The organism is Paenibacillus sp. UNC217MF, from assembly GCF_000686865.1.
Classification (GTDB): Bacteria; Bacillota; Bacilli; order Paenibacillales; family Paenibacillaceae; genus Paenibacillus_B; species Paenibacillus_B suaedae.
On sequence record NZ_KK366031.1, the window covers coordinates 66,667 to 83,619 of the forward strand.

The following is a 16,953-nucleotide window of genomic DNA, read 5'->3' on the forward strand; positions in this document are numbered from 1 at the left end:
ATTGTTAAAAATCCCTACCACTTTATGCGAAAGCAATGAGATGGTAGGGATCATTGTGTTTTCAAATACGTCTAATTACGTTGATTACCACTTGGATGGATCGATATCACCCGGATTCAATCCTTCCCAAATGTTGGGGATGTTCGCTTCTTCAGGATGTTCAAAAATTAAAAATGCAGTAGGCAAGTAACGTTCGCCATATTGGCTTGATGGTGAATTTTTGATGACGCCGTCCTTCTCGACAAGTACAGTAGACGAGCCTCCGTCCAAGTTAGCAGCGATGATTGCGCCATTCTCGAGCATAATTTTTTGGCAGTCGTATAAGTCGGCCCCGATACTATGAGGCTGGCGGCCATCAATAACAAGGAATAAAATTGCTCCATCCTCACGCTGCCCCATTACCGTCCGAGGTGCAATTCCCCATCCGTCCGCATGATTGCGGATTTGCCCCTTGCCGTTCACGATCATGCGAGGCTGGAAGGTAACTGCTTCTTTTACCCCCATGTCGAGCAGCTCGCTCACCGAGAAGTTGCCGGCGACCATTTTCCCATCCTTATCTATCCCTACAATTTGTGTATTTTTCTTGCCTACTCCGTTGTAATATAACTTGCCGTCGTTGATGACGACTCCGATTGGTTTGAAGCCATTGCCTTCCCAGTTCGGATCAGCGAATCCACCGCCATTGACTCCTGCAAGGGCACCAGTACGTTTTACCATGCTAGAGACCTTCTCGCCTCTTCCGGCCTTGCCGGGAACGCCAATTCGAATTTTGGATGGATCGTTCACTATCATCAGATACCCACTGAACGAAGCACCGGTAGCGCCTGTACCGCTTACTTCCTTATATTCGATGAGTGGTTTTTTGGTTTGTTCAGCAATGGAAGGCTTCTTGATATCAATTGTGGCTTTCTCATCTCCCATTCGCTCGAAGTTCTTCCAATACTCTTGGACACGCTTGTCTAATTCGGCCTGACCAATAATATACTTGGCCCAGTGTCGATGCTGCGTCGTAATTAGTGTATCGGCAATCAAGAACCGCATATCTGTACCGGAAGGGGTCAGGAATAACCATCCGGCGCCGAGGGAGCAAATTAGGATGAAGATAGCCGCAACCATGCGCAGAATGCGCCATACAGATCGTTTCTTCCTCGGCTTCCCTTGCTTGGGATTGCTAGTCCGCTGTTTTGCTCGAATTGCGTGGCGCGGAGGCAACGCTCGATTTTTATTGTGTTTGGAGATAGAACGCTCCGTTTGCATCTTTTTCAACCCTTTCTAATTTGTCTCCACCTAATAATGACGTTTTTTGGAAGCAAAAAGTTTCGCACCGTGTTTTGCCAGTACGGGATGACTTGAACCTTGTCCTTCTTACTGATAAGATCGAGGTACGTTTTATTTAAAGAGTACATATGGTAAGTAAGGTCAGTCAATCAAGAGACGAAGGAAGCGGTGTATTCGTGCAGCAAGCTATAGCCATGCTCGATTCGGGTGTCGGTGGGTTGACAGTTGTCAAAGAAGTGATGCGTCAACTGCCGCGGGAGAAAGTCATCTATTTCGGTGATACAGCCCGTTCGCCTTATGGTCCTCGTACTGCCGAGGAAGTAAGGCTGTTCACCCGTCAAATCGTAGATTATCTTATTCAATTTCAGCCTAAAATGATCGTAATTGCATGCAATACAGCGACAGCCGTAGCATTGGAATATATTCGAGCTTACGTGTCCATTCCTGTAATCGGAGTCATTCATCCAGGTGCCCGTGCGGCGCTGTCCGCTACCAATAGCGGCTATGTCGGTGTTATCGGAACAGAAGGCACAATCCGCAGTGGCGCATATGAACAAGCATTGAAGCGGCTGTCTCCTCATGTTGAAGTAGTCAGTCAAGCTTGTCCTCGTCTAGCTCCTCTTGTTGAGAGGGGGATGTTCAGAAACAGTGAATCGACCTCTGATGTTGTACGCGAGTCACTCGAACAGTTGCAGAATGTACCTATTGATACTCTCATTTTAGGTTGCACCCATTATCCATTCCTGTCCGATTCTATCCAAGATGCGATTGGGCCTAAGGTACAATTAATAAACTCAGCGGAAGAGACAGCTCGCGAGATCAGTACGATTTTGCAGGACAAAAGCCAGTTGGCGAATACGGAAGCAGTACCGGTTCATCAGTTTTTCTGCAGCGGCGATCCGGAAATATTCCAGACTATCGCCCGCCAGTGGCTTGGCGAGCAGATTCAGGCTACTCCAGTCATTTGGCAAATTCCTAAAATCATGTAATCCAAAATCATTCAATGAGATTCATGAACTTATATATGATCATGATATTTGAGGGCGTTCCTTTGAGCAGATAGTCTGCCAGATAGGAACGCCTTCTCTGTGTTACGACCTAGGGATGATCATCCTTGAAGTTATGAACCTCTATCCCGTCGCATATGCTCAACCAATAACGAATTGGGAGAGGAGCGACAATCGTGGCTGTTCCTTATCTAGTGCAAAAAGGGGATACCTATCTTCGTATTTGTGCACGTTACGGCATACAACTGCATGCGTTGATGAACGCCAACCCTCAGCTGCGCTTAGAGGGATACGCAATTCCCGGACAAGTAATTGATATTCCGGAGCTTCCGTTTAATAAGTATGTTGTGCAGGCAAAAGACACGTTCTATCATATCGCTCAGCGATTCCAAGTATCGACACAGCGACTCGCCGAAGCGAATCCAACCATTGATCCGAGGAGAATCATACAAGGTCAATTGATGCTAATCCCTTACGAGTGGAGTAGGGAATGGGAGAGGAAGACCACCGAATACGGTTATGGTCAGTTAGTACGAGATATTCATCATTTGCAGAACAGTTATCCCTTCGTCCGCGTTGAGCAGATCGGAATGAGTGTGCTGGGGAAGCCGATTCCCGCAATTGTAATCGGCAACGGTGCTGTGCCCGTGCATGCAAATGGTTCCGTACATGCGAATGAATGGATCACATCGGCGCTATTGATGCAATTTGCCGAAGATTATGCAAGAGCCTACGACAGTGGTGGGGCATGGAACGGGTGGGATCCCCTTGCTGCGTATGAGCGAACGACATTGTGGATCGTACCGATGACGAATCCTGATGGGGTAGAGCTTGTGCAAGAAGGAATCTCCCCGAATCATCCGTTCTACAATTCGATTATGGAATGGAATCAAGGCTCTCGCAGATTCCATCGTTGGAAAGCCAATATTCGCGGGATTGATCTCAATGATCAGTTCCCTGCCTTTTGGGAGGAAGAACAAGCCCGAAGGGGTGTGTATTCGCCAGCACCTCTCAACTATGGTGGGACGAGGCCGCTGTCTGAGCCGGAAGCAGCTGCGCTGGCGGGATTATCCGAGCGGATTCCATTTGAACTAGCTCTGTCCTTCCATACGCAAGGACAGGAAATATATTGGAACTATCGTGATTTCGAACCAGATGAATCCTTAGCGTGGGCAGAACGATTCCAGATGGCGAGTGGATATCGGGCAGTGAAGTTGTCAGGCAGCGATGCAGGCTATAAGGATTGGTTCATACAGCGCTACAGGAAGCCTGGTTTCACGATTGAAGTTGGCAACGGTATTAGTCCACTACCGCTCGATGACTTCGATGGGATGTATCGGGAAGTAGCCGCTATCATGAAGGAAGCGCTGCTTCCATAGCGAAGGCAACGATAATGAAGGACACGCAAGGGCATTGCTGCTTGCTGCTGTATGATCTCTGATTCGCTACGCACACTAACAGCAGGAGGTGTGTAACCATTGGCGAATCCAACTCCACGCAGTCCACAACGGCGACCACGTCCTAAGCGATCTTGGCAGAGGCTGTGGCTGCTTCTCAGTTCGGTGCCAAGATTACTGACATCGAAGCGTGTTCCTTTTTGGGAGAAGGCAGTATTTGTAGGTGCAATTGTTATCTACTGGTTGATTCCGGTAGATTTGATTCCATTTATGCCGATTGATGACATTATTCTCACCTTAATTCTGCTGCCTTGGTTTTCCAAACGTGCCCTAAAGTATGAAGATCCGAACCTAAAATGACGGAATGTGACGCAAAAGGTTGCTTCTCGCCCCAGGTTCCCGTACAATGACATAGAGGTTGGCGAACGCAACAATTTCATTGCGAAAGTACAACAAGACAATGGGGTAAAGCGGAGTGAAGAACAATGGCGAACGATATTCGTATTTGTGATAAATGTCGGCATATCAAAATGAAGACTTTTTTGCCGAAAGTCAAAGGTCTAGATCCGGAAGCGGATATCAAGATTGGCTGTAAGTCATACTGTGGGCATTGTGCCAAGCGAGTGTTCATCTTTATCAACGGACGATACGTAATCGCTCCGACGGAGGATGAAGCTATCGAGAAGGCGAAGCCTTTTGTGAAATAGTAAGTTTTTAACCGCATAGAAAAAGCTGCGAAGCGATATCCTAATCGTTGGAGACAACTACTCTCTGTTGGGAAAAGTCCATACTCTGGCGCAGGAGGCTCGCAGCATGTCCAAATATGACTCAAGCTTGCAATCGCAAAACCCGATTTCGCAAGCGCAGAACGCAGTCAAGACAGCGCACAACGCTGTATCTCAAGCAATGTCACATCCTTCGGACCAATCCGTCTATCAGGCGGAGCAATCTCTTCAACACGCTGAGCGTGCCGTACTACAGGCCGCAGACAGCGATAATCCACATCCGGTCCAATTAGCTGAAGAAATGCTTGCAGCGGAGCAATCCCGGTTGAATTCCATTGGTGCAGACCAACTGGATTCCTTTGAGGGATAGGTGCACGCAATTTATGTCTTTTATCGTCATGATATTTGTTCTTGTCCCGGACTATGTCTGGGATTTTTTTGCCCTTCCATCGCCGACATCAAGTCTTAGCATCTGGGAGTGAGGTTATGGTATTTGGTATATCAGTAGTAGTTATTTTAGCGTTTGTTATTTGGGGTTTCCTGTCCCCGGAGAGCTTATCCACGCAATCTAGCGCAGCCTTGTCATTTACGACAGAGCGGTTTGGATGGTTCTACCTGATTACGGCGCTAATCATTTTAGTATTCTGTCTTTATCTTGCATTTGGCAAGTTTGGACATATTACACTAGGCAATGATGATGATGATCCGGAATACTCCAATATTTCTTGGTTCGCCATGCTGTTCAGTGCAGGCATGGGGATCGGGCTCGTATTCTGGGGGGTGGCCGAACCCATCAGCCATTACATAAATCCGCCAACGCTGAAAGGGATGACGCCTGGTGCTGCGAATGAAGCGCTGCGCTATTCCTTCTTCCATTGGGGATTGCATCCTTGGGGCATTTATACGCTCGTCTCGCTGGGAATCGCTTATTTTACGTTCCGAAAAGGCCATAATGGCTTGATCAGTTGGACTTTTGAGCCATTGCTTGGCGATCGGGTAAAGGGGCCGATCGGTAAGACGATCGACATATTGGCGATTATTGCAACGGCCTTCGGGGTAGCAACATCGCTAGGTCTCGGTGCGATGCAAATTAATGGTGGACTTGCCCACACATTCGGTATTCCGAGCAATGCAACGGTGCAGGTCATCATTATTGCGATTGTAACGGTGTTGTTCCTTGCTTCTGCAGTGTCGGGACTGGACAAGGGAATTCGTATTCTCAGCAATACGAATTTACTTATTGCGTTAGGCTTGCTCTTGTTCACTTTGCTGCTGGGTCCAACATCCTTTATTTTTGATTCCTTTACGACGACGCTTGGCGGTTACTTGCAAAATATTATTCAGATGAGTTTGCGGCTGACGCCGTTCACAGAAGATTCCTGGGTAGCAAGCTGGACCTTGTTCTATTGGTCGTGGTGGATAGCGTGGGCGCCATTTGTCGGTTCCTTTATTGCGCGTGTCTCCAGGGGGAGAACGATTAAGGAATTCGTACTAGGAACGATGCTGTTGCCAAGTGGATTCAGCTTTATTTGGTTCTCGGTATTCGGTGCTACGGGTCTGAAGTTGGAAATGTTCGATGGACTCCCAATCGTAGAGTCGGTCAAAGCGGACATTACGTCAGCATTGTTTGTAACACTGGATGCTCTGCCGTTTGGAAGTTATATTGCCATTCTGGCGACGCTGCTGATTATTACCTTCTTCGTTACATCAGCAGATTCCGCAACCTTCGTGCTCGGCATGATGTCGACGAACGGGAATCCGAATCCAAGTGCGCTGATTAAAATTGCATGGGGTTTATTCCAGTCCCTTATCGCAGTTGTCCTGCTGCTCGGAGGCGGCTTGGAGGCATTGCAGACCGCATCCATTCTTACAGCCCTGCCATTTGCCGTCATTCTGCTCGGGATGTGTCTGTCCATAACGAAGGCGCTTCGCAAAGAGGAGCGGGACTACCGCTTGAAGGAGAAGCGCAGACGGCGCAAGGTTGATAAGCTGTTGGAGCAGGAGGATTTACTGTAAACACTGCACTACATGATGTCTGTACACCTTGGTTCACGGTCAGCAAGAAGATATAAGAAGAGCCGCTTGCGATGATGCAGCGGCTCTTTTCGTTGTTTATTTTATTTCTTGCGTTCACGCAATTGTTGAATTGCGTTGTTCATAATGATCTGATCTGAGATGTGAAGTCGGTTCTGCGCTTCTGCCGCGAATGGCTGGCACGCAGCTACATCAGTTGGCTGGCGTGTCCCATAATCATAGCAGGTACCGTGTTCGAGCAGTCCGTCAGCAGACGGTACATAATATATATTGCCGTTTGTGAATGAGCCATTACGGAAGACGACTAAGCGACTTGCTGAGTTCAGCAGATTTTGCCCCATGAGGTGCTTATCGCTTGCATCGATTCCGAGCCAATGCAAGAGCGTCGGCTCAACATCTAGCTGACCGCTCACGGTATCATAGGTACCCGCATTTGCTCCATCAGGCAAGTGCACGATAAGTGGCACTTGGTTTTTCATTTCAAGCATATCGAAATCACTGATCTCATGTCCAAGCATGCGAGCAAGCGGTTCGCGATCTTCAATCGAATTATCATGATCCCCGTACATCATCCAAATTGTCTTATCCCATAGACCGCGCTGCTTCAAATCTTCAATCATTTCGCCCAGTGCTGCATCTACATAATGGATAGCCTGCAAATAGTCGCCAAAGATCGTGTCCTGATATGGCTCGACATTCAGCTCCTGTTTATCTGCTGGCAGCTTGTACGGATGATGGCTGGTCAACGTAATAAGGAAGCTATAGAATGGAGATTTGCCGTCAGCCATGTGCGCTACGGATTGGTGCAGGAATGACTTATCACCAAGTGACCACCCAAGCGGCTCGTCTATCTTATAATCGGTACGGCTCATAAAGGTGTCGTACCCCATATTGCTGTACATAATATATCGATTCCAGAACCCCGCATCATAGGCATGATACGCACCAGTGGAATATCCTGACGATTTCAGAATAGATGGCAGCGAATCATACGTTTGATCTGGATAACGGATAAAGACAGACCCGGTTGGTAATGGGTGAAGGCTTGCGTTCACTCCAAAGTCTGCATCTGATGTCCGTCCTTGTCCGGTTTGATGGGAGAAACGACTAAAGTACATGCTTTCCTTCAGCAGTTTGTTCAAATTCGGTGTAATCTCTTGTCCGTTGAAGGACTTGCCGATGACAAAATTCTCAAAAGCTTCTGCCTGTACAATAATGACATTGCTGCCCTTATATTTGCCGAAAGAGGCAGGTGGGCCTTGCAGCTTCGCACGGTGATCGTCGAACCAATGCTGCGCCTTATCCAGTTCTTCTTCGCTAAGCTTATTTCCGCCGAACCATTTCAATTCCGCATAGCGGTACACATCATACCCATGAAATCCGAACAGCCCTGTTATGTTATAGATGGAAGCATTCCACCAATTGCTCGAGAAGACGCCGGATGCCCATGTTGTCGTTGCTTGATGTATCGGCACAGCCATCATGAATGCGCCTATGACAAGGCTAAGAATATAGGTGATTAAGCGACTCACCCATGCCGGTCGACGGCGCCGTTCACTGCTAATCGAGTATCCACTCCGATGTTCCCGGCGTTCCTTGGACAGTACTCTGAAATACATGATCGTCAATGGAATAACGATGATCCAATCGATGAATAGCCAGATGTCCCTGATATGGATCAAGGATGCGATACTGTCGCCAAGCGAGCTTACTTGTCCAGCTTGCAGCAGCACCGGTACTGTGATGAAGTCTTGAAAATAGCGAAAGTATACCAAGTCGGAAAAGATAAGAATTGTAAGTAGTACATTGAGCACAAGCAGTACTATTGTACGCCAGCGCTTGGACAGCCAGAACGTCCAACCGGCGATAAGGATAACAGCGCCAAGTGCGACGAAAAAGTCGGGCGTGGTCATTGTCATATAGGGAATCGATAGCGTTCGATCGAACCAAAACAGCTTCCACATCATGAAGACAATGAACCATACCATATCGAATCGTCCGAATATGGACGAGAAAGAAAGACGACGGCTTGAGTTGTGGTACGAGCCATACATAGACGAATTCATACTTCCATCCTTTCTGTACTTCTACTTATTCAAACAATCTTCATCATACCAGATTTTACGATAATGTAATAATTGAAAAAGAAGGTACCTGTTACAGTAGTGGACTTCGTTTATATATTTACCAATTATTTAAAAATGGAGGTATTTTCGTCAACGTTTCTATCCGATGGATTCGATAAAAAAAGGCCGCCCCATCCTAATCGAGTGACGTACAACTCGATTGGATAGAGGCGGCCTCCAATTAAAATTAAGACTGTTGCTCCGGACGCGGCTTGCGTGGTGGGAGCGGGCCCATGTATTGATAAAACTGGCATTCGATATTGCCGTTGAACAGCTTGCGGCGCTTCGTTGCTGGATCGCCGATTCGATGTTCGAACTGGCGGTTTGGACTGATGACGAACATCGACCATGTCGGAAGCGTCTTATAGACGAAGCCGAGCTGGCGGATCATGCGGTCGACTTCCTCCTGCTCACTTAAGCGTTCCCCGTACGGCGGGTTCGTCAATATGACGCCGTAATCTCCGGTAGGCTTAGCCTGTGCAACCGGTGCAACACGGAACTGGATCTCACGACCGAAGCCTGCGCTTTTCGCTGCTGCTTCAGCTAGGCGAATCGCTTCCGGATCAATGTCAGAGCCCATGATCTGCAGTTCAATATCGTCCCGAACAGCATCGAATGCTTCATCTCGTGCTTCTTCCCAGTATGATTCGCCGATGACGGACCATGCTTCACTGGAGAAGGTGCGGCGAAGTCCGGGAGCTACATTCCATCCAATCATAGCTGCTTCGATGAGCAGTGTGCCGGAGCCGCAGAATGGGTCATACAGCGGCCGCTCTGGATTCCAGCGGCTAAGCTGAACAAGTGCAGCGGCCATTGTTTCTTTGAGCGGGGCTTTCCCAGTCAGCTGCTTGCGATACCCACGCTTATGGAGTCCAGGCCCTGTTGTGTCTAATGTAATGGTAGCGATATCGTTAAGCAGGGATACCTCAATCCGGTATAACGGCCCTGTTTCCTCAAACCACTCAATATGGTACTGCTGCTTTAATTTATCAACAACCGCCTTCTTCACGATGCCTTGGCAGGCAGGCACACTTGACAGCTGGGATTTGTGTGAGCGTCCATCAACCGGGAATTCGCCGTGAGCCGGAATCCAATCATGCCAGTCAATGGCCTTGGTTCCTTCAAATAGCTCATCGAAGGTGCGGGCAGGGAATTGTCCCATCTTAATTAGTATGCGATCCGCGGAGCGCAGCCATAAATTGGCGCGGCACACATCCAGCGGGCCGCCAGTGAAATTGACGCGTCCGTTCTCGGTTTGGGTTTCATATCCTAGTTGCTGCAATTCGCGTGCGACGACGGATTCCAGCCCCATCGGCGTAGTTGCGATTAACGACCAAGGTCGATTCATTGTTCTCATTCAACTCCGTTTTCTCGTCTGACTTGTACTCATATGGCATTCATCATATCATAAAAAGCAGGAGGTTGTGAAAATGTCTAATGAAGCGGTTGAAACATATTTGGAACAGCTCTATAAGAAGGATCATGAATTAGAGAGGATTAAGGAAAATATTCGGCAACATGGCTTGCCTGATATATCCGTACACGAAGGGTACGGAAGATTGCTGACCATGCTTGTAAGTATGTCAGGGGGCAAGGATGTACTGGAAATTGGAGCCCTGGGCGGCTATAGCGGCTGCTGTCTGCTTCGCGGAATGCCGTCAGACGGCAAGCTGGTATCGCTTGAATTGCGTCAGGATTATGCGGATATTGCCAAGAACAACTTGACAGAAGCGGGATATGGAAGTCAAGTGGAATATAGAGTCGGTGAAGCGATGAACGCCTTGGCTGAGCTAGAGAAGGAGCAGGCAAGATTTGACTTCTTCTTTATTGATGCGGACAAAGGAAACTACCCAAACTACTTGGAGTATGCAATACGGCTGGCTAGACCGGGCGCCATTATTGCAGGAGATAACTTGATGCTGCGTGGACGCACCCTCGATGAATCCAAGCAAGGGCCAGCTGTACAGGCTATGCGTCTCTTCAATAAGAGAATTGCTCAGGATGAACGCCTGATCAGCACGCTGCTGCCTGCCTATGACGGCTTGGCGCTCGCGATTGTTCGATAACCGTAATTTGGTGTATGAATTCCGCAGCCGAAGCCCTAAAATCATGCGTGAAGCCGTTCCTTCTTATGTTATAATATGTGACGGCAACTCGACAATGAAGGATGGATCATGATATGAAATCGGGAGAACAATGGACGTCCAAGCTAGGATTCATACTGGCTTCTGCCGGAGCCGCTATTGGTCTCGGGGCAATATGGAAGTTTCCAAATGTAGTCGCAACGAGCGGCGGCGGAGCCTTCTTTCTTGTATTTATCTTGTTTACATTCGGTATCGGTCTCCCGCTGCTCCTTGCCGAATTTTTTATCGGTCGTGGAACAGGCAAGGAAGCCGTGTCCGCTTATCGTGATCTGGCGCCGAACAGCCGTTGGCACTGGATCGGATATCTCGGGATGGCAACATGCTCGCTGCTGCTATCCTTTTATAGTGTAGTAGGCGGGTGGATTGTACTTTATTTTCTTCGTTCAATTAGCGGCACATTGCTGGAGAACGGACGTGATTATGGGCAGTTATTCTCGCAAACCTCAGCAGATCCGTGGTTTGCGGTGCTGTCACAGGGCGCCTTTATGCTGTTGACGATTATCGTCGTGTCCAAAGGGGTAACGGCGGGCATCGAGCGTGCAAGCCGTATATTAATGCCAGGATTGTTCGTGTTGTTTCTGGTGCTGATTGTGCGTTCCTTGACGCTGCCTGGAATGTATGAAGGTATTGTATACTTTTTGAAGCCTGACTTCAGCAAGCTGTCCTCGGAAGCGCTGCTGAATGCACTAGGGCAGTCGTTCTTCTGCTTGAGCGTAGGCGGATCTTGTATGGTGACCTACAGCTCCTATTTGAAGAAAGGGGAATCGCTTGGCAAGCCTGCACTATCTGTCGTTGGCCTAAATGTGATGACCTCATTCATGGCGGGAATCGCCATCTTCCCTGCATTGTTCGCGTTGGGGATGAAGCCAGTGGACGGGCCTGGGTTGCTGTTCGTGACTTTGCCAAATGTATTTGAGCAGCTTCCGTACGGCAGTGTATTTATAGCGGTCTTCCTCGCTTTGTTCCTGTTCGCAACATTAACATCAGCGTTCTCGCTGCTTGAGATCGTTGTCGCTGCCTTCTCGCATCATGATGCGGTACGTAGAAAGCGAATGTGCTGGTTGTTTGGAACGATTATTTTCGTGCTCGGCGTGCCATCTGCACTGTCGTTCGGAATAGGCAGCGAGCTGACATGGTTGAACAAGAATGTATTCGAGTGGGCAGACTTCGCAGTAACGAATGTGATGCTTCCACTAGGGGTACTGCTTATTTCCTTATTTGTCGGCTTCCGATACCCTCGGGAGCGATTGAAGGAAGAATGGAGCACAATGCCATCAATGTGGCATAAGGGTCTAATGTTATATGTAGTGCTGCTGCGCTACGTTCTGCCAATTATCGTAGGTATTGTGTTTTTGCACGGAATGAATTGGCTTCCGTTCTAAGGTACAACAATCACAGATTAGGCAACAAGCAAGATGAGATGATGACAACGAGAAAGAACGGTTGCAGGAGGAATTCATGAAGGGTAATGAGCAGTGGACTTCGAAGATTGGATTTATATTGGCCTCGGCGGGATCGGCCATTGGCCTCGGAGCGATATGGAAGTTCCCGAATGTCGTCGCCACTAGCGGTGGCGGGGCATTTTTACTTCTGTTTCTTATTTTTACATTAGGCATTGGCTTGCCGCTGCTCATTGCAGAATTTGTGATCGGTCGTGGAACAGGCAAGGAAGCAATCGGTGCATATAAAGAAATTGCGCCGGGCACGCGTTGGCATTGGACAGGATATTTAGGGATGGGAACTTGTTTCCTGCTGCTCTCCTTCTACAGTGTAGTAGGCGGCTGGATTCTACTGTATTTGGCCCGTGGTATTGTAGGGGGATTGCTCGTAGAAGGCAGAAATTATGATGAGCTGTTTGCGCAGACAGTCTCCAATCCATGGACTGCAGTCATGGCGCAGCTATCCTTCATGCTGATTACGATTGTCGTCGTCGGTCAAGGGATTAAGTCAGGCATTGAGCGAGCAAGCCGCATCTTGATGCCAGGGCTGTTCATCCTGTTTCTTGTCCTCATTCTTCGATCGCTGACACTTCCGGGCATGACGGAAGGGCTTGAGTACTTCCTTATGCCAGACTTCAGCAAGCTGACCGGACAAGCTGTTCTGAATGCGCTCGGACAGTCCTTCTTCTGCCTCAGTGTCGGTGTATCTGTTATGGTCACATACAGCTCTTACCTGAACAAGAAGGAGTCGTTGGTGAAATCTGCGACGTCGGTCGTTAGCTTGAACGTGTTGACTTCGATTATGGCGGGAATCGCGATTTTTCCAGCGTTGTTCGCATTGGGGATGAAGCCGCAGGAAGGTCCAGGTCTGCTGTTTGGCACGCTTCCAGCACTGTTCGAGCAAATGCCTTACGGCGGAATTTTTATTACGTTATTCTTGGCGCTATTCTTATTCGCGGCATTGACTTCCGCATTTTCGATGTTGGAAATCTTGGTGTCGGGCTTCTCGCGCGGGAATAAAATCAATCGGAAACGGCTAAGTGTGCTGTTCGGTATCTTGATCTTTTTGGCTGGTGTGCCTTCTGCGTTGTCCTTCGGCGTACTGTCCGAAGTTCAGCTATTCGGCTTGACGATCTTCGAAGCTGCTGACTACGCAGTAACGAATATTTTGATGCCGCTCGGCGTACTGCTAATCGCATTATTCGTCGGCTATCGGTTCCCTAAGGATCGGTTGAAGGAGGAGTTCCGTACAGAAGCAGCATGGTGGCAGAAGGGGCTTGCCCTATATGTGATGCTGCTGCGTTATGTCATTCCGATAGTCATTCTGCTCGTATTCTTGAACCTGCTGCACATTGTATAAGAAATCATAGTAACGTAAGAACAGAACGAACAACCCTCCAGCATGCAGGCCGGAGGGTTGTTCGTTCATATATGTGCTAAATGAGACCAATTGCTTGCAGACCATTCCGAATTCCGTCTTCATTATTTGAGGATGTTACATAATTAGCATGCATCTGAATATCATCGGATGCGTTCCCCATCGCCACACCAGTGCCAACGAATTGTAGCATTTCAATATCGTTCGTGCCGTCGCCAAAAGCATAGCAATGCTCCCGAGAAAATCCGGCATGCTCGATCATCTTTTGCAGCCCAACAGCTTTTGTTGTTTCGGCATGTAGAAAGTCTACTGCGTGGGTATGCCAGCGATGCTGCTGATAATCAGGGAAGTGTGCGGCGTATTCCATTCCATCCTGCTCATTGCAGAATAGTAAAATTTGGTACACGGGCTTATTCGAATCACTGGCCTGCCGGATCGGCAGCCGGTCGATTTGGAACTGCTTCAGCGCCTCGGTAAATGTATTCTGCTTCATGGACTTCTGCATGGCATCTGCCTGCAAATAGACGAGAGGATGGTTGCGCTCGTCAGCCATTGTGGTTAAGCGGTCAACTTCAGCAGCTGGAATCGGATTATCATGGATAACTTGTCCTTCAAAGACGACATACTGTCCGTTCATGGACACGAAGGATTGGATATTGAGCTCCTCGCATACCCACTTGAAGGATGCAGGACAGCGGCCGGTTGCAATCGCTGTATATATGCCGGACTGCTGGAGCTGTGTGATAGCCTGCTTCGTAGAAGGATCGATCCGCTTCTGTTCATTCAATAATGTTCCGTCTATGTCAAAAAATACGATGCTTCTTGTCATCATTTCTCTCTCCTTCTTCATGCTGCTCGGCTGCGAGCCGTTCTGCCGTAACGCCCTCTTCCATGAGACGAAGCAATGCTGTACGTGCTTCATCACATGCATCGGTTACGCCAGCAGATAACGGCTACAGCTATAACGTAACAGATGAAATGCATTTCATAGCAAGCTTTTTTTACTTTTTTTCAGACAACGGTTACCATGCGTTATAATAAAGAGTGCGATGGATGAATGAGGGGGATTACGTATATGGCGAATATTAAGCAGATTGCGGAGCTATCGGGGGTATCCGTCACCACGGTCTCCCGTGTATTGAACAATCATCCCTATGTGAGTCAGGAGAAGCGTGAGGCCGTCATGCAGGTGGTCGAGCAGCTTGATTACAGTCAAAATTTCAATGCGGTTCATCTAGTCAAAGGGAGAACACAGATGATTGGCATCCTCCTCCCGTGCATGGATATGCCTTTCTTCTCCAGTTTCATGACGGGATTGGCAGATGAAGCGCTGAAACATAAATATAACCTCGTATTTTTTCAAACGGATTATAACGAGGAAGAAGAGCTGCGCGCGCTTCATATGTTGAAGCGTAGACAAATTGATGGACTGATTATTGTATCGAAGGATTTATCATGGGATACGATTGAGGAGTACGCACACTATGGGCCGATTGTGTCGTTAGAGCATGCTGGCAATCGCCCGATCAGCTCGATCAGCTTCGATTACTATGGAAGCTACAGCTATGCCATGCGCTATCTAATCGATAAAGGTCATCGACATATCGGAATATCAGTCTGTAGGGAGTATAGCTACAATAGTTCAATCCGCTTGCAGGCCTATATGGATGCCCTGCGGGATGTTGGTGTAACACCTGATGAGGATTGGATGTTCTATCGAAGCAGTAATATACAGCATGGGGCTGAGGTGCTGCAGAGGTGGATTGCCATGGATAATCGTCCGACCGCTATTATTGCTTCTGGCGATGAAGTTGCGGCTGGGATTATATTGGAGGGAAGGAAGCGGGACATTTATGTACCGGAACATCTGTCCCTGATAAGCTGTGAGAACTTCCCTATGGCGGCAGTAATCGGCGTAACTTCGATTGATTATCGCAACGAAGAGGCTGGTGCTGCCATGTTCCAGGCTTGCTATACCCGCATAATGCAGCCAGAAGCGATGCCAGAGCAGCATATTATGCGTTTTGAGTTCGTAGAGCGAAGCTCGGTGGCGAGTCTAATATAGAACAAGACCTAGGGCATCCCTGGGTCTTGTTGGCGATATTCTCGTTATGTCTGAAGCCTATTGAGGTAACTGGCATGCTGCTGTGACCTATTCTTGAACTGCTTATGAACGACTACTCAAATGGAACACGTGCTTCGCTAACACTACGGACGGACTTGTGCACGTGTACTGCCGTACAACGAGAAGCGAGTCCACACAGTATTGATAAGCAATAACGCTCCCGACATAATAAAGATTCCCTCTATTCCGATCACGCCGGAGACCAATCCTCCGACGATTGGCCCAACCATATTGCCTAGTGCCAGTGTGCTGCTGTTGAAGCTGTAAGCTCGGCTTTCCATTCCGTCAGGCGTATATTTGCGAATAAGCGAGTTGACGGAAGGGAGAAGACCTCCCATAAATATGCCAAGCACGAATCGTACGGCAGCAAGCTGCCATACTTGATTGACGAATGCCTGAGGGATTAAGGAGCAGGCTGCACCAATAAGACAGACGGTCAAGATGCGATGCGACCCGATCCTATCACTAAGCTTCCCGAGTATCGGCGAGCATATCATATTGGATAGCCCGGTAACCGCACTGACAATGCCCGCGAGCAGCGCAAGATCTTTCTGTGACCCATGCAGCTCTTGTACATAGAGCGGAAGCAGCGACATGGGGCTTAGCATTGCAAATTGAAGTAGGAAGGTTACAGCCAATAACGACTTCAATTGCGGGATGCGAGCCAATTCCTTGAAGCCCTCGAGTACAGACTTTTCGGCTGCGTCGGTTGCCTTCTCGCGGTCGAATGATTCCTTCACCATGAACATCGTCAGCAAGGTCGCGAGGAAGAGCAAGGTGCCTGTAATGTAGAAGATAGGGCGATATCCGACCCAATCGGCTAGAACGCCGCCAATCAGTGGACCCAAGATAGATCCGGCAACGACGCCGGATTGAAGCACACCCATTGCGAAGCCCATTCGTTCCTTCGGTGTCGTTGACGATACGAGGGCAACGGCGGCAGGGTTGAACCCGGAAATGGTTCCGTTCAGCATGCGCAGCAGCAGGAGGTGCCAAGGTGTCTGCGCTAGCCCCATTAACGCGGTTACTGCCGCCATTCCGAATCCAGAGCGGAGCAGCATTACTTTACGACCGTACTTGTCGGCAAATTTCCCCCAGATTGGCTGGAAGATGAATGAAGTGAAGAAGTTCGCAGCAAATATAAAACCCGACCAGAGTGCGATTTGATGGGTATCGGTTAGCCCGATATCATGCTGCAAATATAAAGCGAGAAACGGTGTTACCATGGTCATTCCCGCCATGGCAAGAAATGAACCGAACCATAAAATGATGAGATTTAGTTTCCATTGCTGCATATATC

At 48.5% G+C, this 16,953-nt stretch carries 15 protein-coding genes; 10 read left to right on the forward strand and 5 right to left on the reverse strand.

Going from position 1 to position 16,953, the window contains the following annotated elements:
• Positions 1-84: 84 nt before the first annotated feature.
• Positions 85-1,257 carry a phosphodiester glycosidase family protein gene (locus tag BP95_RS0128695; RefSeq protein ID WP_021253283.1) on the reverse strand — a complete coding sequence of 391 codons (1,173 nt, stop codon included), beginning with the start codon at positions 1,255-1,257 and terminating at the stop codon, positions 85-87.
• Between the two features lie 197 nt (positions 1,258-1,454).
• Between BP95_RS0128695 and racE the strand changes: the two genes are divergently transcribed.
• The 6 genes from racE (at position 1,455) to BP95_RS0128725 (ending at position 6,423) form a co-directional block, all read left to right on the forward strand.
• A complete protein-coding gene (racE, locus tag BP95_RS0128700; RefSeq protein WP_028533840.1) occupies positions 1,455-2,267 on the forward strand; it encodes a glutamate racemase in 813 nt (270 codons plus the stop codon).
• A gap of 194 nt (positions 2,268-2,461) precedes the next feature.
• Positions 2,462-3,664, forward strand: a complete 1,203-nt coding sequence (locus BP95_RS0128705; protein WP_028533841.1) for a M14 family zinc carboxypeptidase — start codon at positions 2,462-2,464, stop codon at positions 3,662-3,664.
• 99 nt (positions 3,665-3,763) lie between these two features.
• Positions 3,764-4,042 carry a YkvA family protein gene (locus tag BP95_RS0128710; RefSeq protein WP_081820002.1) on the forward strand — a complete coding sequence of 93 codons (279 nt, stop codon included), beginning with the start codon at positions 3,764-3,766 and terminating at the stop codon, positions 4,040-4,042.
• A gap of 125 nt (positions 4,043-4,167) precedes the next feature.
• Positions 4,168-4,389: a YuzB family protein gene (locus tag BP95_RS0128715; RefSeq protein WP_021253279.1), complete on the forward strand. Its 222-nt coding sequence runs from the start codon at positions 4,168-4,170 to the stop codon at positions 4,387-4,389.
• Positions 4,390-4,495: 106 nt separating this feature from the next.
• Positions 4,496-4,777, forward strand: coding sequence for a hypothetical protein (locus BP95_RS0128720; RefSeq protein WP_021253278.1), 282 nt, complete (start codon positions 4,496-4,498; stop codon positions 4,775-4,777).
• Between the two features lie 116 nt (positions 4,778-4,893).
• Entirely contained in the window at positions 4,894-6,423 is a 1,530-nt protein-coding gene (locus BP95_RS0128725) for a glycine betaine uptake BCCT transporter (RefSeq protein WP_021253277.1), read from the forward strand.
• Positions 6,424-6,524: 101 nt separating this feature from the next.
• Here BP95_RS0128725 and BP95_RS0128730 read toward each other — a convergent pair whose 3' ends face one another.
• Both BP95_RS0128730 and BP95_RS0128735 read right to left on the reverse strand, forming a co-directional pair.
• Positions 6,525-8,507: an LTA synthase family protein gene (locus BP95_RS0128730; RefSeq protein ID WP_081676836.1), complete on the reverse strand. Its 1,983-nt coding sequence runs from the start codon at positions 8,505-8,507 to the stop codon at positions 6,525-6,527.
• Positions 8,508-8,754: 247 nt separating this feature from the next.
• Entirely contained in the window at positions 8,755-9,915 is a 1,161-nt protein-coding gene (locus tag BP95_RS0128735) for a THUMP domain-containing class I SAM-dependent RNA methyltransferase (protein ID WP_021253275.1), read from the reverse strand.
• Between the two features lie 82 nt (positions 9,916-9,997).
• Between BP95_RS0128735 and BP95_RS0128740 the strand changes: the two genes are divergently transcribed.
• From BP95_RS0128740 to BP95_RS0128750, 3 genes are all read left to right on the forward strand, one after another.
• Positions 9,998-10,633, forward strand: a complete 636-nt coding sequence (locus tag BP95_RS0128740) for an O-methyltransferase (protein WP_021253274.1) — start codon at positions 9,998-10,000, stop codon at positions 10,631-10,633.
• 113 nt (positions 10,634-10,746) lie between these two features.
• A complete protein-coding gene (locus BP95_RS0128745) occupies positions 10,747-12,093 on the forward strand; it encodes a sodium-dependent transporter (RefSeq protein ID WP_021253273.1) in 1,347 nt (448 codons plus the stop codon).
• 76 nt (positions 12,094-12,169) lie between these two features.
• Positions 12,170-13,510 (forward strand): sodium-dependent transporter, encoded by a 1,341-nt coding sequence (locus BP95_RS0128750; RefSeq protein WP_028533843.1) that lies wholly within the window; start codon positions 12,170-12,172, stop codon positions 13,508-13,510.
• Between the two features lie 76 nt (positions 13,511-13,586).
• Here the strand turns inward: BP95_RS0128750 and BP95_RS0128755 are convergent, their stop codons facing one another.
• A complete protein-coding gene (locus BP95_RS0128755; protein WP_175460782.1) occupies positions 13,587-14,360 on the reverse strand; it encodes a Cof-type HAD-IIB family hydrolase in 774 nt (257 codons plus the stop codon).
• A gap of 243 nt (positions 14,361-14,603) precedes the next feature.
• Between BP95_RS0128755 and BP95_RS0128760 the strand changes: the two genes are divergently transcribed.
• Positions 14,604-15,593: a LacI family DNA-binding transcriptional regulator gene (locus BP95_RS0128760; protein WP_021253270.1), complete on the forward strand. Its 990-nt coding sequence runs from the start codon at positions 14,604-14,606 to the stop codon at positions 15,591-15,593.
• 143 nt (positions 15,594-15,736) lie between these two features.
• Here BP95_RS0128760 and BP95_RS0128765 read toward each other — a convergent pair whose 3' ends face one another.
• Positions 15,737-16,948, reverse strand: a complete 1,212-nt coding sequence (locus tag BP95_RS0128765) for an MFS transporter (protein ID WP_021253269.1) — start codon at positions 16,946-16,948, stop codon at positions 15,737-15,739.
• Between the last annotated feature and the right edge of the window lie 5 nt (positions 16,949-16,953).

Bases quoted from the DNA above. Each gene is read 5' to 3' on its own strand.
- BP95_RS0128720 (WP_021253278.1), top strand. From the start codon at position 4,496: ATGTCCAAATATGACTCAAGCTTGCAATCGCAAAACCCGATTTCGCAA.
- BP95_RS0128730 (WP_081676836.1), bottom strand. From the start codon at position 8,507: ATGAATTCGTCTATGTATGGCTCGTACCACAACTCAAGCCGTCGTCTT.
- BP95_RS0128735 (WP_021253275.1), bottom strand. From the start codon at position 9,915: ATGAATCGACCTTGGTCGTTAATCGCAACTACGCCGATGGGGCTGGAA.
- BP95_RS0128715 (WP_021253279.1), top strand. From the start codon at position 4,168: ATGGCGAACGATATTCGTATTTGTGATAAATGTCGGCATATCAAAATG.
- BP95_RS0128695 (WP_021253283.1), bottom strand. From the start codon at position 1,257: ATGCAAACGGAGCGTTCTATCTCCAAACACAATAAAAATCGAGCGTTG.
- BP95_RS0128745 (WP_021253273.1), top strand. From the start codon at position 10,747: ATGAAATCGGGAGAACAATGGACGTCCAAGCTAGGATTCATACTGGCT.
- BP95_RS0128765 (WP_021253269.1), bottom strand. From the start codon at position 16,948: ATGCAGCAATGGAAACTAAATCTCATCATTTTATGGTTCGGTTCATTT.
- BP95_RS0128755 (WP_175460782.1), bottom strand. From the start codon at position 14,360: ATGATGACAAGAAGCATCGTATTTTTTGACATAGACGGAACATTATTG.
- BP95_RS0128740 (WP_021253274.1), top strand. From the start codon at position 9,998: ATGTCTAATGAAGCGGTTGAAACATATTTGGAACAGCTCTATAAGAAG.
- BP95_RS0128760 (WP_021253270.1), top strand. From the start codon at position 14,604: ATGGCGAATATTAAGCAGATTGCGGAGCTATCGGGGGTATCCGTCACC.
- BP95_RS0128725 (WP_021253277.1), top strand. From the start codon at position 4,894: ATGGTATTTGGTATATCAGTAGTAGTTATTTTAGCGTTTGTTATTTGG.
- BP95_RS0128750 (WP_028533843.1), top strand. From the start codon at position 12,170: ATGAAGGGTAATGAGCAGTGGACTTCGAAGATTGGATTTATATTGGCC.